The sequence below is a fragment of the Nonomuraea sp. NPDC001831 genome (assembly GCF_042892035.1).
In the GTDB taxonomy this organism is placed as follows: domain Bacteria; phylum Actinomycetota; class Actinomycetes; order Streptosporangiales; family Streptosporangiaceae; genus Nonomuraea.
This window is the reverse complement of record NZ_JBIATU010000006.1, coordinates 32662-46942: the sequence shown is the minus strand read 5'-3', so window position 1 is coordinate 46942 and position 14281 is coordinate 32662. Positions and strand designations below refer to the sequence as shown.

16 protein-coding genes are annotated in these 14281 nt (G+C 73.9%); 5 read left to right on the top strand and 11 right to left on the bottom strand.

The genetic code is table 11. From position 1 onward, the window contains the following. Positions 1-5: 5 nt before the first annotated feature. Positions 6-830 carry an alpha/beta hydrolase family protein gene (locus ACFYYW_RS20785; RefSeq protein WP_387650681.1) on the top strand — a complete coding sequence of 275 codons (825 nt, stop codon included), beginning with the start codon at positions 6-8 and terminating at the stop codon, positions 828-830. A gap of 29 nt (positions 831-859) precedes the next feature. Here the strand turns inward: ACFYYW_RS20785 and ACFYYW_RS20780 are convergent, their stop codons facing one another. The 5 genes from ACFYYW_RS20780 to ACFYYW_RS20760 all read right to left on the bottom strand — a co-directional run bounded on the left by ACFYYW_RS20780 (position 860) and on the right by ACFYYW_RS20760 (position 3833). Continuing rightward, the gene (locus ACFYYW_RS20780) at positions 860-1297 is read right to left on the bottom strand and encodes a GNAT family N-acetyltransferase (protein WP_387650680.1); all 438 of its coding nucleotides are present in this window, start codon (positions 1295-1297) and stop codon (positions 860-862) included. Between the two features lie 44 nt (positions 1298-1341). Next, entirely contained in the window at positions 1342-1761 is a 420-nt protein-coding gene (locus ACFYYW_RS20775; protein WP_387650678.1) for an HIT family protein, read from the bottom strand. A 57-nt stretch (positions 1762-1818) separates the two neighbouring features. Then, complete coding sequence (locus tag ACFYYW_RS20770; RefSeq protein WP_387650677.1) at positions 1819-2727, bottom strand: RNA polymerase sigma-70 factor; 909 nt, start codon at positions 2725-2727, stop codon at positions 1819-1821. 105 nt (positions 2728-2832) lie between these two features. After that, positions 2833-3444: an SRPBCC family protein gene (locus tag ACFYYW_RS20765; protein ID WP_387650675.1), complete on the bottom strand. Its 612-nt coding sequence runs from the start codon at positions 3442-3444 to the stop codon at positions 2833-2835. A 50-nt stretch (positions 3445-3494) separates the two neighbouring features. Next, positions 3495-3833 carry a hypothetical protein gene (locus ACFYYW_RS20760; protein WP_387650674.1) on the bottom strand — a complete coding sequence of 113 codons (339 nt, stop codon included), beginning with the start codon at positions 3831-3833 and terminating at the stop codon, positions 3495-3497. Positions 3834-3981: 148 nt separating this feature from the next. Here ACFYYW_RS20760 and ACFYYW_RS20755 point away from each other — a divergent pair, with 148 nt between their 5' ends. Continuing rightward, complete coding sequence (locus tag ACFYYW_RS20755; protein WP_387650672.1) at positions 3982-4659, top strand: TetR/AcrR family transcriptional regulator; 678 nt, start codon at positions 3982-3984, stop codon at positions 4657-4659. A gap of 59 nt (positions 4660-4718) precedes the next feature. On the opposite strand, the gene ACFYYW_RS20750 is transcribed toward ACFYYW_RS20755, so the two are convergent. Next, a complete protein-coding gene (locus tag ACFYYW_RS20750; RefSeq protein ID WP_387650670.1) occupies positions 4719-5327 on the bottom strand; it encodes a dihydrofolate reductase family protein in 609 nt (202 codons plus the stop codon). Positions 5328-5388: 61 nt separating this feature from the next. Continuing rightward, positions 5389-5961 carry a TetR/AcrR family transcriptional regulator gene (locus ACFYYW_RS20745; RefSeq protein WP_387650669.1) on the bottom strand — a complete coding sequence of 191 codons (573 nt, stop codon included), beginning with the start codon at positions 5959-5961 and terminating at the stop codon, positions 5389-5391. A gap of 162 nt (positions 5962-6123) precedes the next feature. On the opposite strand from ACFYYW_RS20745, the gene ACFYYW_RS20740 reads away from it, so the two are divergent. Next, on the top strand, positions 6124-7062 hold the full coding sequence (locus tag ACFYYW_RS20740; protein ID WP_387650667.1) for an alpha/beta hydrolase family protein: 939 nt from the start codon (positions 6124-6126) through the stop codon (positions 7060-7062). Here ACFYYW_RS20740 and ACFYYW_RS20735 read toward each other — a convergent pair. The 4 genes from ACFYYW_RS20735 to ACFYYW_RS20720 are packed head-to-tail and all read right to left on the bottom strand — an operon-like array spanning position 7041 to position 10289. Next, entirely contained in the window at positions 7041-7940 is a 900-nt protein-coding gene (locus ACFYYW_RS20735) for a GNAT family N-acetyltransferase (protein WP_387650665.1), read from the bottom strand. The genes ACFYYW_RS20740 and ACFYYW_RS20735 overlap by 22 nt on opposite strands. Before the next feature lie 12 nt (positions 7941-7952). Further along, a complete protein-coding gene (locus tag ACFYYW_RS20730; protein ID WP_352325567.1) occupies positions 7953-8597 on the bottom strand; it encodes a response regulator transcription factor in 645 nt (214 codons plus the stop codon). Continuing rightward, the gene (locus ACFYYW_RS20725; RefSeq protein ID WP_387650663.1) at positions 8588-9688 is read right to left on the bottom strand and encodes a sensor histidine kinase; all 1101 of its coding nucleotides are present in this window, start codon (positions 9686-9688) and stop codon (positions 8588-8590) included. Before ACFYYW_RS20725 ends, ACFYYW_RS20730 begins: the two co-directional genes overlap by 10 nt. Then, positions 9672-10289 carry a DedA family protein gene (locus tag ACFYYW_RS20720; protein ID WP_387650661.1) on the bottom strand — a complete coding sequence of 206 codons (618 nt, stop codon included), beginning with the start codon at positions 10287-10289 and terminating at the stop codon, positions 9672-9674. Before ACFYYW_RS20720 ends, ACFYYW_RS20725 begins: the two co-directional genes overlap by 17 nt. 101 nt (positions 10290-10390) lie before the next feature. On the opposite strand from ACFYYW_RS20720, the gene ACFYYW_RS20715 reads away from it, so the two are divergent. Continuing rightward, positions 10391-13114, top strand: coding sequence for a DEAD/DEAH box helicase (locus ACFYYW_RS20715; RefSeq protein WP_387650659.1), 2724 nt, complete (start codon positions 10391-10393; stop codon positions 13112-13114). Then, positions 13111-14271 carry an SWIM zinc finger family protein gene (locus ACFYYW_RS20710; RefSeq protein WP_387650657.1) on the top strand — a complete coding sequence of 387 codons (1161 nt, stop codon included), beginning with the start codon at positions 13111-13113 and terminating at the stop codon, positions 14269-14271. The genes ACFYYW_RS20715 and ACFYYW_RS20710 overlap by 4 nt, the downstream gene beginning before the upstream one ends. Positions 14272-14281 lie beyond the last annotated feature (10 nt).

The following is a 14281-nucleotide window of genomic DNA, read 5'->3' as shown; positions in this document are numbered from 1 at the left end:
CACCCGTGTTTGATCCGCTTGCCGCCGACCCGCCGCGCGACCCCGAATTCCCGGCCACCACACCGCAGGTGACGTTCGACAGCGGCGGCGAGCGCCTGCTGGGCGTGCTGCACCTGCCCGCCGGACGCGGCCCGCACCCCGTCGTCGTGCTGCTGCACGGATTCCCCGGCAACGAGCGCAACTTCGACCTCGCCCAGACGCTGCGCCGCGCCGGCTACGCCGCCCTGGTGTTCCACTACCGCGGATCATGGGGTGTGGGCGGCACCTGGTCCTGGGGGCACGTGCTGCAGGACGCCGCCGCCGTCGTCGCCGCGCTGCCCGGCCTGGCCGCCGCCCACCGGCTCGACCCGCGGCGGCTGGCACTGGTCGGCCACAGCATGGGCGGGTTCGCGGCCCTGATGACGGCCGCGGCGGACCCGTCCGTGACCGCCGTCGCCTCCGTCGCCGCGTTCGACCTCGGTGTGGCCGCCGCGCTGTGCCGCGCCGACGCCGAGGTACGGGCCGGGTACGTCAAGGCGTTCGACGGCGAGCTGGCCCCCCTGCGCGGCACCAGCGGGCAGGCGTTGGTCGGCGAGATGGAGGCGAACGGCGACGCCTGGCGGCTGGCCCGGCTCGCGCCCCGGCTGGCCACCCGCCCCGTGCTGCTCGCCGGCACCGGCCACGACGTCGTCACGCCGCACGAAGTGCACCACGATCCGCTGGTCGCCGCCTACCGGGCACACCCCGTCGAACGCCTCGAAGACCACCTGTTGCCCACCGACCACGCCCTGTCGGACCACCGGGTCGCCCTGGCCCGCATGATCCTCGGCTTCCTCGAACGCTCCCTGTGACGGCCGCGCCACGCCCAGGCGGCGGCCCGTCAGGAGGGGCGGGCCACGTACGCGTGCTTGGCGTCGCCGGAGAAGCCGCAGGCGCGGGAGAAGGCGTGGGTCGCAGGCCGGCGCGAGCTCGTCATCGGCATCGCCTTGTAACAGCCGGCCTCCCACGCGGCCTGGAGGGTGGCGGCCATGATCTGCTTGCCCAGCCCGGCGCCCCGCCGTGACGCCTCGACGACGACATTCTCGATCACGGCGTACGGCGAGGCCGACCGGGTGAGGTTGGGGATCGCGTTGAGATAGGTCGTCGCGACGACGGCCCCGTCCAGTTCGAGCACGAAGAGACGCAGTGCCGGGGATGCGAGGATCTGCCGGAAGACCGCCGCGTCGGAGCCGTCCACGACCTCGGGGTCGTCCGGCTGCAACCCCCGGTAGAGGCGGACGATGTGCTCGAAGTCGTCAGGCCGGGCCTCGCGGAACATGCCGGGAGCATGACAACCTGCCGATCACGCCACGGGCCCTCGCCTCAGCGGGGCAGCGCGGCCCGGATCAGCGCCGCGTCCTGGTCGAGCCGGGCGCGCGAGCGGCTGCGCCACTCGGCGCCGACCACCACGCCGTCGCCCGCGAAGCGCGGCACCACGTGCAGGTGGAGATGGAAGACCTCCTGGCCGGCGGCCTCGCCGTCGGCCAGCGACAGCCGCACCCCCTCGCACCGCAACCCCGAGGCCCGCAGCGCGGCCGCCACCCGCCGCGCCGCCCGCCAGATCGGCCCGCCGATCGCGTCACCGGCCTCGGCCAGGCCCGTGACGTGCGCGCGCGGGATCACCAGGACGTGACCGGGCGTGGCCGGACGGCGGTCGAGGATCGCCAGGACGTCGTCGTCGCCGAAGACCACGCTCGCCGCCGCCCGCCCGGCGACGAGCTCGCAGAACACACACGCTTCCATACCGGTCATGATCGGCGGCGGCGGGCGGCTGCCGCATCCGGATTTTCGCGCGGCCCGTCAGCGGCTCACGACGGTCTCGTGTCCGATGCGGGACAACTTGCCGGGGTTGCGCACGGCGTACAGGCCGCTGATGAGGCCGCCGTCCAGGCGGATCGCCACGACGCTGTCGATCTCGCCGTCGAGGTCGACGAGCAGCGCCGGATGGCCGTTGACGTGGGCCGGGCGCAACCGGGCCGGGCCGGAGAGCCTGGCCAGCACCCCGGCCACCGTGACCGCGCCCTCGATCGGCGCGAGCGCCGCCCGCACCACGCCGCCGCCGTCGGTCAGCAGGACGACGTCAGGAGCCAGCAGGTCGAGCAGACGCTGCAGGTCGCCGGTCTCGATCGCGCTCTGGAAGGCCGCCAGCGTCTGACGCGCCTGCTCGGCCGAGACGCTCGTCCGGGGACGGCGTGCGGCCACGTGCCCCCGGGCGCGGTGGGCGATCTGCCGCACCGTCGCCGGGGTCTTGCCGACGGCCTCGCCGATCTCGTCGTACTCCAGGCCGAACACCTCGCGCAGCACGAACACCGCGCGCTCGGTGGGGTGGAGCGTCTCCAGCACCAGCAGCATGGCCATCGAGACGCTCTCGGCCAGCTCGACGTCCTCGGCCACGTCCGGCGAGGTCAGCAGCGGCTCGGGCAGCCACGGCCCGACGTAGGACTCCTTGCGGCGGCGCATCGTGCGCAGCCGCGTCAGCGCCTTCCTCGTCACCATGCGGACCAGGAACGCGCGCCGGTCACGCACGGACTCCAGCTCGACCGACGCCCACCGCAGCCAGGTCTCCTGCAGGATGTCCTCGGCGTCGGCGGCCGAGCCCAGCATCTCGTAGGCGACGGTGAACAGCAGGTTGCGATGCTCGACGAAGGCCCGGGTCGCGCTGTCGGCCTGGTCCGCCCGCTCCGCCGGTTCGGCGCTGGTGTCCATCATCTGCTCCCGCCTGTCGGTTCTCGACCTTGCCACACGCACCAGACGCCGGTCGCCGCCGCCGCGTGACATCCGGGAGCAGTGGCGCCCGTCACATCGCGCGGGCGGTCAGCGGGACTCCGCGGCGGCCTTCAGGTCGCGCAGCCATGCCCGCAGCCCCGCGCCGAGGAGCTCGGTGGCGGTGGCCGCGTCGGCCTCGACCTGACCGCCGGTCCAGGTCTCCTCGGTGTGTACGCGCACACCGCCCTTGACCTGGGTGAACGTCCACAGGTGCACGCCCCGGTCGATGCGCACGCCCGTGCCCGCCGCCGGGCCGCTCCACAGCAGGCAGGCCTCGCGCTTGACGCGCCGGAGGGTGGAGGTGATGTGCATGGTGGTGGCCGGGGTGGTGGCGGTGGCCGGAGCGGGCGTGCTCCACCGCCACGACGAGCCGGGACGTAGCGGGCCGCGGTCGAGGCGCTTGCTGGACAGGACCGGCTGCTGCCAGTCGGGCCACTGCTCCACCCGCGTCTGCAGGCCGAAGACCCTGCTCAGCGGGGCCTTGATCACGATGTCGGCCCGGTAGCGGATGCGGGCGGAGGCGTCGACCCCCTCCCCCTGGCACCGGGCCGCGCCGGCGGTGGCGGTGACGGTGGCGGTGGCGGCCGGGACGTTGCCCGCCAGGACGCCGGCCACGGCGAGCGGGATCAGCATCGAGGCGACGCGGACGTTACTGGACATGGTGTTCCTCTCGTTGAGGGATCGAAGAAGGGGGCCGGCCGGGGAGGCCGTCAGCGCCGTCCGGCCCGCACGACGGCCGCGACGAGCGCGGCGCAGGCGGCGACGATCAGCACGGCGAAGGCGGGATGCATGTCCTTCGACAGGCTCGGCGCGCCGCCGGGCCTGGCCACCCACACGGCCAGCGGCGCCGCGTAGGCCAGGGCGACGAGCACGGCCGCCCACCGGACCAGCCGGTCCTGGGCGTGACGCAGCGCGCCGACCAGCACGACCGTGACCGGAACGATCGCCAGCAGCGCGAACTGGCCGACGATCAGGACGGGGACCGCCCAGGCGGCGACGCTCACCGCCACCGGCGTACGACGACGGGCGGACGGCTGGTACGTGGTCATGACGTTCCCCTTCACCTGGACGGACACGAACGGCTAGATGCTCATGCGTTCGTTAGAAGTTATAACCGCACGGCGAGAGGAGTGTCAACAACGTTCGTGATAGCCTCTAACTAAATCTCCTGGGTATAGCGGCGGAAGGCGGCAACGCATGGCGGACACCGGCACGGCGACCCCGCGCGAGCGCTACCGCGCCCAGGTCCGCGCCGAGATCAAGGAGCGCGCCTGGCAACAGATCGCCACGACGGGAGCCTCCGCGCTGTCCCTCAACGCGATCGCCAAGCAGATGGGCATGAGCGGCCCCGCGCTCTACCGCTACTACGCCAACCGTGACGAGCTGATCACCGAGCTCATCCGCGACGCCTACCGCAGCCTCGCCGACACCCTCCGCTCAGCCGCCGAAAAGGCCGCCGAAGAGGGCAGCGAAGAGGGGGGCGGGGGGCTGGTCGTGCTGGCTCACGCCGTACGTGCCTGGGCCCTGCGCGACCCCCAGCGCTACCTGCTCATCTACGGCACCCCCGTCCCCGGCTACCACGCCCCCGACGACATCACCGCCATCTCCTCCCAGATCATGACCCTCCTGCTCGACGCCGCTTCGACGACCACCCCGCCCCGGCGCCCCGAAACCCCGCTCGACCACCACCTGGCCACCCACCGCGACTGGGCCGGCGACCACCCCGCCCCGCCCGCCGTCCTGCACCGGGCGCTCAGCTTCTGGACCCGGATCCACGGCGTGCTGTCCCTGGAACTGGCCGGCCACTTCGCCGGCATGGGCTTCGACCCCGCCCTGCTCTTCGCCGCCGAGCTGGACGACCTGCCGGCCCGCTGACCCCGCGCACACTGAAGGCCCGGCCCGCCGAAGGCGATGCCGGGCCTGGGACAGCCGCGTTACCGGACGTCCTGGGGCAGGTGGGTCTTGGCGTCGTCGTAGGAGCCCTCACCGGCCGCCCCGGCCTGCCGGTAGACCAGGTACAGCACGCCCGTGGTGAACGTCTGCGAGCTGACCAGCTCCAGCGGGATCGAGCTGTCGCCCTCCTCGAACAGCCGCTCGCCCCTGCGCACCGCGATCGGGTGCACAAGCAGGTGCAGCTCGTCCAGCAGCCCGGCGGACAGCAGCTGCCGCACCACCGAGACCGAGCCGCTCATCGCGATCGGGCCGCCCGGCTCGGCCTTCAGCGCCGTCACGCCCTTGACCAGGTCGCCCTGCAGCAGCTCGGAGTTGCGCCAGGTGAACTCCAGCGGCTGGCGGGAGACCACGATCTTGCGCGCGTCGCCGATCGTGCGGGCGAAGTCGGCGTCCTCGCCGCCGGCCGTCTCACGCTCGGGCCACGCCCCGGCGAAGCTGTCGTACGTCTTGCGCCCCAGCAGCAGCGTGTCGGCCATCTGCGCCGTCACCGCCGCGCCCATCTCGTCGTTGAAGTACGGGAAGTGCCACTCCGCCGGGTCCTGGACGACGCCGTCGAGCGAGATGAACAGGTTCGCGCTGATCTTCCTCATGATGGTTCTCCATGCGTCTCGGGATGTGCCTGAAGTCTGGCCGGGCCGGCTTACGGATCTCTTAAGGTCTTCCTTCCCGGCCGATCCCGGCGACCAGGAGCCCGACCAGGCGGCGGGCGTCGTACCGGGGATCGGCCTCGGCCCCGATGCACAGGTTCCCCACGCCGCGCATGAGCTCGAAGGCGTCCAGGTCGTCGCGGATCTCGCCGGCGGCCGCCGCGGCCTGCAGCAGCTGGGCGCACACCGGCACCAGGCGGTCGAGGAAGTAGGCGTGCAGCGCCTGGAAGCCGGTGTTGTCCGGCTGCAGCACCGCGGCCAGCCCGTGCTTGGTGACCAGGAAGTCGACGAACAGGCCGATCCACTGCCGCAGCGCCGCGTACGGGCTCGCAGCGGCGGCCAGCAGGGCCGGGCCCGCCTGCGCGCAGGACTCCACCTGGTGCCGGTAGACGGCGATGACGAGGTCGGCCCGGGTGGGGAAATGGCGGTAGATCGTGGCGGTGCCGACGCCGGCCTTCGCCGCGATGTCGCGGATCGGCGCCTCCACGCCCGAGGCGACGAACACGGCGGCGGCCGCGCGCAGCAGGTTCTCCTCGTTGCGCCGTGCGTCGGCACGTTTCGGACGCGACTCGGCCACGCCGTTCCCCCCAGGGTCGGATTGCTAAACGGGACACGGTCCCGTATCGTCGAAAACGGGACACGGTCCCACTTGCACCCATCATGCCAGAGCTGCGGCCCGACGGCCAAGCCCTGCCCTCTCCCGCGCCCACCTGCGGCAACTCACCCGGAAGGCACCACCATGCCCGCATCACCCACCCCCGTCGTGTCGGTCAGGCCGGTCGTCCTGCCCGCCCCCGGACGGGGCCAGGACCTCCAGGTCCGCATCTCGGCCCCCGCCACCGGCGACCGGCTGCCCGTCGTCGTCCTGTCCCACGGTTATGGCTGGTCCATGGACGGCTACGCCCCCCTGGCCGACTTCTGGGCCGCCCACGGCTTCGCCGTCGTGCAACCCACCCACCTCGACTCCCGCACCCTCGCCCTCCCCGCCGACGACCCCCGCACCCCCCACATCTGGCGCACCAGGGTCGAAGACCTCAGACGCGTCATCGACGGCCTCGACGTCCTGGAGGCAGCCCTGCCGGGCCTGGCCGGACGCCTGGACCGCGGCCGCGTCGCCGTCGCCGGGCACTCCTGGGGAGCCCACAGCGCCAGCATGCTGCTCGGCGCCCGCGTCCTGGACGCCGACGGCCGCCCCGGGGAGGACCTGTCCGACCCGCGCGTCACGGCCGGCGTGCTGCTCGCCCTGCCCGGCGCCGGCGGCCAGGACCTGTCACCCTTCGCCGCCGAGCACTTCCCCTTCATGAACCCCGCCTTCGCGTTCATGACCACCCCGGCCCTGCTGGTCGCCGGCGACAAGGACGACTCACCCCTGACGACACGCGGACCCGACTGGTTCACCGACGGCTACCACCACAGCCCCGGCGACAAGAGCCTGCTGACGCTGTTCGGCGCCGAGCACACCCTGGGCGGCGTCGCCGGAGACCACGTCGCCGAGACCACCGACGAGCACCCCGAACGCCTGGCCCTGCTGCAGCGGCTCACCACCGCCTACCTCCGCAGCGCCCTGAACCCCGGCGACCCCGCCTGGCCCGCCGCCCGCGCCGCCCTGGAGACGGCCCCCCACCCCCTGGGCCGGATCGACGGCAAGCAGGCCGATCAGCCGGCCGGACGGCGATAGCCGAAGGTCTCGTGCCGGCGGCGGAAGCCCAGCGAACGGTACAGCTCGCGGGCGGCCACATTGCCGGCGTCGTGGTTCACCGTCACCGCCGTCATGCCCAGCGCCCGCATGCGGCGCATCGCGTGCAGCATCGCCGCCCGCGCCAGGCTCCGCCGCCGGAACGCCGGATGGGTGCCGACCGGCTCGAAGTGACCGGTCGCGTTGCGCCCGTCGAGCCAGCCGAGCGCGAAGGCCGCGATCCGGCCGTCCGGCGCCTGGACCACGATCTCGTCGGCCGGGTCGTAGCCGGGCCGCTCCATCACCGCCGAACGGTAGAGCGGCCCGGTCCAGTCGTCGCCGAACGCCGCGTTACGCGCCTCGGCCAGGCCCGGCGCGTCCTCCGGCACGGCGTGCCGCACCTCGAACCCGGCCGGCGCGCCCGGCTCGGGCAGCGGGCCGCACAGGTCGCGCTCGTTGACGTGGTCCCACACCCGGAACCGCGCGAAACCGGCCCGGCCCAGCAGGCCGATCCGGGCGGCGTCGCAGTCCAGGACGTCGGTCAGCACGTACCGCTCGCCCGGGTCCATCAGGCGCGCGGTGGCGCCGGCCGCCTGCTCCAGCATGTCCAGCTCCGCCGGCCCGCCGCGCAGCCGGGGCGCGGCGAAGACGTCGAAGGCGCAGCCGAACCGCAGCAGGATCGCGATCCCGGCCAGACCGCCGGCGTCCTCCCACAACCGGACCAGCTCGGCGGCCGGCCGGCGGTCACGCAGGTTGTCATAGACGCGGTGCGGCAGCTCACCGGCGTGGTCGTAACCGCACCGCCCGGCCTCGGCGATCCACCCCGACACGACCGACCGCAGCCCCGGTAGATCCTCGTGACGAAAGACGCGCGGACGCACGAAGGCCCCCCTTCAGGACTTCAGGAAGTGCAGGACGGCCAGCACCCGGCGGCTGTACCCGCTGGCGTGAGACAGGCCCAGCTTGTCGAACAGCGAGTTGACGTGCTTCTCCACCGCGCTCTGCGACACGTGCAACTGCCCGGCGATCGAGGCATTGGTCATGCCCTGGGCCATGCGCTCCAGCACCTCCCGCTCGCGCGCGGTCAGCCGGGCCAGCGGATCGACCTGCGTGGTACGGGCCAGCAACTGCCGCACCACCTCCGGGTCGAAGGCCGCCCCGCCCGCCGCCACCCGCTCCAGCGCGTCCAGGAAGTCGCCGACCTGCGCCACGCGGTCCTTCAGCAGATAGCCCACGCCCTCGACGTCGGCGCTCATCAGCTCGGCGGCGTACCGCTTCTCCACGTACTGCGACAACACCAGCACCTTGACCTGCGGCCAGCGCCGCCGGATCTCCAGCGCCGCCCGCAGCCCCTCGTCGGTGTGGGTCGGCGGCATGCGCACGTCGACCACCACGACGTCGGGGGCGTGCTCGGCCACCGCCGCCACCAGGGCCTCGCCGTCGCTCACGGCGGCCGGCACCTCGTGGCCCTCCTCGCCCAGCAGGCGGACCAGACCCTCGCGCAGCAGCGTGGAGTCCTCGGCCAGGATCACCCGCACGGCAGCCCCGCCGCCACCGTCGTCGGGCCGCCGGGCGGGCTGACCACCTCGAAGACGCCGTCCAGCGCCGCCACCCGCCGGGCCAGCCCCGACAGGCCGCCTCCCGAGGGGCGCGCGCCGCCCGTGCCGTCGTCGCTCACCCGTACGAGCACCCTGTCGTCCTCCTGCCTGACCTCGACCGTCACCATCGTGGCGGCCGCGTGCTTGGCGGCGTTGGTCACCGCCTCGCTCACCACGAAGTACGCCGCCGTCTCCACCGCCATCGGCGGCCGGCCCGGCAGGTCGCACACCACCTTGACCGGCACACCCGCGCGTTCGGCCACCCCGGCCAGCGCCTCGCCCAGCCCGAGGGAGTCCAGCCCGCTCGGGTAGACCCGCCAGGCCACCTCGCGCAGCTCGGCCAGCGCCTGCTGGGCCTGCTCGTGCGCCTGCTCCAGCAGCTCGGGACGCCCCCGCCGGGACCGCCCGATGAGCATCGACAGCGCCACCAGACGCTGCTGCAGCCCGTCGTGCAGGTCACGCTCGATCCGGCGGCGCTCGGAGTCGACCGCGGCCACGATCCCGGCCCGGCTCTCGGCCAGCTCGGCGATCCGGCGCTCCAGCGCCTCGGTACGGTCGGGCCCCAGCAGCCGCCCGGCCAGCCGCCGCTCCAGCGCGTGCACCCCCACCAGCCCCGACACGGCGATGAACAGCAACACGCAGCCGCCCACCAGGAAGTACAGCACCAGCGGCGGCGTCGGCGTCATCCCGTCGTACGGCTCGCCGCGGGCCCAGGCCCCCAGCAGCAGGATCGCCGTGCGCGCGCCCAGGACCAGCAGCGTCACCACCAGCCCGCCCAGCACCCCGGCCGGGATCCTGGCGGCCAGGTAGCGCGCCGGCCGGGTGTCCCAGCCCGACAGCGCGTCCAGCGCCGCGGTGTCCAGGCGCAGGCGGCGCGCCTCGAAGGCGGCCAGCGCCGCCGCCGTCGCCCGCACCCGCGGCCGGCCCAGGAAGGGCAGGGTGAGCAGCAGGAACAGCGCGCCGGCCACGGCGGTCAGCCCGCCCAGGACCACCGCGCCCAGCACCCTCAGCCCCTCAGCGGCGGTTCGCATGCCTTCCCTTACGCCGTTCCGTCAGCCGTACCGCGACGAAGACCGCGATCGCCAGCGCCACCAGGCCGATCACCACGTAGGTGCCGATCCCCACGTACGCCTCGACCAGCGACCAGTTCTCGCCGAGAAAGTATCCCGCAAGCACGAAGATGGTGTTCCAGATGGCGCTGCCGGCCGTCGTGAGCAGGGTGAACGTCACCAGCGGCATGCGTTCCACCCCCGCCGGCACGGAGATCAGGCTCCGGAAGATGGGGATCATCCGGCCGAAGAACACGGTCTTGCGGCCGTGCCGCAGGAACCACGCCTCGGTCTTCTCGATGTCGGTTACCTTGACCAGCGGCAGCTTGGCGGCGATGGCCAGCGTGCGCCGGCGGCCGAGCAGCGCGCCCACCCCGTACAGGGCCAGCGCCCCGACGACCGAGCCGAGCGTCGTGCACACCAGCACGTCGAGCAGGTCCAGCTCGCCCCTGCTGGCGGTGAAGCCGGACAGGGGCAGGATCACCTCGCTGGGCAGCGGCGGGAACAGGTTCTCCAGCATGATCGCCAGCCCGGCCCCGAAGGCGCCGAGGTTCTCCATCAACGCAATCAACCAATCCGTCATGTCCCCCAGGCTACGAATGATCCGTTATGGCGGTAATGAGGCGGACGGCCGATGTGCTCTGTGGTAAACCACACCCCGATGTACCGTACACTGTACGGCCTATGAGTGCTCTTCCGGATCTGGCGCGACACCCAGCGATCTTCCGTCCCGGCGATCCCCCCAGGTCCGGCCACCTGGTCTTCCTCGACGACCAGGGCGACGGCACGGCCACGGTGATCGAACAGGACGACGACGGACAACCTCGCGCGCGCGAGCGCGCCGTCACCGAGATCCCCGTCGCCGACGCCGTCGCCGTGCTGGCCAGGGCCCGCGCCGACGCCGCCGCCCACCCGGCCACCCGGTTCTGGGGCGCCGTCGCGCTGGTCGCCCTCCAGCTCGTCACCCGCGGCCGCATCCTGCCCGCCGTCTCACCCGACGGCCACGACTCCTGGCGCGCCGGCCCCCTCGACGCCGCTGACGCCCGCCGGGTGCGCGAGCTGGCCGCGGCTATGCCCGCCGCCGCCCGCGCCATCCCCGTGGGCGACCTGCTGCTGCCCGACGCCGAGCCCCTGGTGCGCGCCTTCCTCGACGCCGTGGCCGACGCCATGCCGCGCTCGCCCGGAGCCGTACGCGCCACCGGCACCACCGCCTTCGCCGCCGTCAAGCCCGTCAAGGTGCCCCACCTGCGGCCCTGGGCCGAGGAGGTCTCGGCCGGGCTCGACTCCGGCGTGCGGCTCTCGCTCCGGCTGGAGGCCGACGACCTGGCCCAGGCCGAGTTCCGGGCCGTCGTCCAGGTGCACGGCCTGGCCGATCCCTCGCTCGTCGTGGACGCCGCCGACCTGTGGCAGGGCCGCGACCCCGGCTTCGGCGCCCGCGCCAGGATCGAGGTCACCCTCGCCCTGCGCCGCGCCGCCCGCTCCTGGCCCCGCCTGGAACGGCTGCTGGAGCACGCCGTGCCCGACGAGCTCGCCCTCACCGACGGCGACGTGGCGGACCTGCTGACCGGCGCGGCCGACCGGCTGGCCGCCGCCGGCGTCGAGGTCCACTGGCCGCGCTCCCTGGTCCGCGGCCTGAGCGCCCAGGCCGTCGTCGGCGAACGCGACAGCGCGCCCTCCGACCTGCCCTCCTTCCTCGGCGGCCACCACCTGACCAGCTTCAACTGGCGGCTCGCGCTCGGCGGCGCCCCGCTGACCGCCGCCGAGATGGACCTGCTGGCCGAGTCCCACCGGCCCGTCGTACGGCTGCGCGACCAATGGGTGCTCATCGACCCCGCCCTGGCCCGCAAGGCCCGCCAGCGCGACCTGAAGCCCCTGACCGGCCTGCAGGCGCTCGGCGCGGCCCTGACCGGCACCGTCGAGATCGACGGCGGGGACGAACCCGAACAGATCGCCGTCGAACCCACCGCCTGGCTCGCCGACCTGCGCGACCGGCTCACCGACCCCGAACCCGTGCCGGCGCCGCCCGGCCTGGCCGCCACCCTGCGCGACTACCAGCTCCAAGGGCTGCGCTGGCTGGCCAGGATGACCTCGCTCGGCCTCGGCGGCTGCCTGGCCGACGACATGGGCCTGGGCAAGACCATCACCCTGATCGCGCTGCACCTGCACCGCGCCGGCACCGGCCCCACCCTCGTGGTCTGCCCCGCCTCGCTGCTGGGCAACTGGGAACGCGAGATCACCAGGTTCGCGCCCGGCGTCCCGGTCCGCCGCTACCACGGCAACGCCCGCACCCTGGCCGACGACGGGTTCGTGCTCACCACGTACGGCACCATGCGCCTGGACGCGGCCACCCTGGGCGCCCACCCCTGGGGGCTGCTGGTCGCCGACGAGGCCCAGCACGTCAAGAACCCCGCCTCCAGCACCGCCAAGGCGCTGCGCGAGATCCCCGCCGGCGCCCGCGTCGCCCTCACCGGCACGCCCGTGGAGAACAACCTGTCCGAACTGTGGGCCATCCTCGACTGGACCACCCCCGGCCTGCTCGGCCCCCTGACCCGCTTCAGGGCCCGCTGGGCCAAACCGGTCGAGTCCGGCGACGCCGACACCGCCGCCCGGCTGGCCCGGCTCGTCGGGCCGTTCCTGCTGCGCCGCCGCAAGAGCGACCCCGGCATCGCCCCCGAACTGCCGCCCAAGACCGAGACCGACCGGCCCGTCCCCCTCACCACCGAACAGGCCGCCCTGTACGAGGCCGTCGTCCGCGAGAGCATGACCCAGATCGAGAACGCCAAGGGCATGGCCCGGCGCGGCCTGATCGTCAAACTGCTGACCGGCCTCAAACAGGTCTGCAACCACCCCGCCCACTACCTGCACGAATCGTCCCCCCGCCTGACCGGCCGCTCGGGCAAGCTGGAACTGCTGGACGAGCTCGTCGACACGATCGTCGCCGAGGACGGCGCCGTGCTGGTGTTCACCCAGTACGTCGCCATGGCCAGGCTCCTGGAACGCCACCTGTCCGGCCGCGGCGTCGCCACCCAGCTCCTGCACGGCGGCACCCCGGTCGCCCGCCGCGAGGAGCTGGTCGCCCGCTTCCAGGACGGCCACGTCCCCGTCTTCCTGCTCTCCCTCAAGGCCGCCGGCACCGGCCTGAACCTCACCCGCGCCGACCACGTCATCCACTACGACCGCTGGTGGAACCCCGCCGTGGAGGACCAGGCCACCGACCGCGCCTACCGCATCGGCCAGACCAGGCCCGTCCAGGTGCACCGCCTCATCGCCGAAGGCACGATCGAGGACCGCATCGCCGCCATGCTCGGCGCCAAGCGCTCGCTCGCCGACGCCGTCCTGGCCTCCGGCGAGGCCGCCTTCACCGAGCTGACCGACGCCGAACTCGCCGCACTCGTGGAGCTCAGATGACCGCCGTACGAGGATTCGCCGCCTTCCCCCCGCAACGCGCCGGCGCCCGCTTCGCCACCACCTGGTGGGGCCAGGCGTGGATCAAGGCCCTGGAGGACACCTCGCTCGACCAGACCCTGCTGCGCAAGGGCCGCGCCTACGCCAAGACCGGCCAGGTCGGCCCGATCACCGTCAGCCCCGGCCGGCTGGCCGCCGTCACCGAGCACGAGTACGACACCGTCGTCCGCGTCGAACAGCTCACCGACGCCGCCTGGGAACGTTTCCTCGACCAGGTCGCCGCCAAGGCCGGGCACATCGCCGCCCTGCTCGACCGCGACGTCCCGCACGACCTGGTCGAGGCCGCCGAGGACGCCGCCGTGCCGCTGCTGCCCACCGTCGGCGACCTGGAGCCCGAATGCTCCTGCCCCGACTGGGGACACCCCTGCAAGCACGCCGCCGCCCTGTGCTACCAGGCGTCCTGGCTGCTGGACGGCGACCCGTTCGTCCTGCTGCTGCTGCGCGGACGCGGCGAGCAGGAACTGATCGAGGCCCTGCAGAACCGCGACCTGCCCGTCCCGGCCCCCGCCCGCGCGCCCGGCGACGGCGCCACCGGGCAGGACGCCGGCGGCGGGGTGCCCGCCGCGCAGGCCTTCGCGCTCGGCGAGCCGCCGCTGCCCGAACCGCCACCGCGGGAGGCCGCCTTCACCCCCCTCGCCCTCGACCCCGCACCCGGCGTGGACGTGGCCGCCCTGGCCGTGCTGGCCGCCTCCGCCGCCGGCCGCGCCCGCCAGATCCTGCTGCACGGCCGCCTGGAGCCGCTGACCGAATACCAGGACCGCGTCCGCCTGGCCGCCGAGCACGACCTCGACCGCGGCCTGGACCTGGGCCTGGACGCCGCCGTCCAGGCCTGGCGGTACGGCGGCGCCCCCGGCCTCGACGTGCTGGAAACCCCCTGGACCCCGGCCCGCCAGGACCTGGCCAGAGCCCAGGCGCTGCTGGAGTCCGGCTGGGACGGCGACCCGCCGCCCCAGCTGGAGACCTGGCGCAACCGCTGGACCCTCGGCCCCCGCCAGGTCCGCTACGGCCGCGACGGCCGCTGGTACCCCTTCACCGAGCACGACGGCCACTGGTGGCCCGCCGGGCCGCCGGAGCGCGACCCGTCCACCCTGCTCACCTAACCCCGGCAGG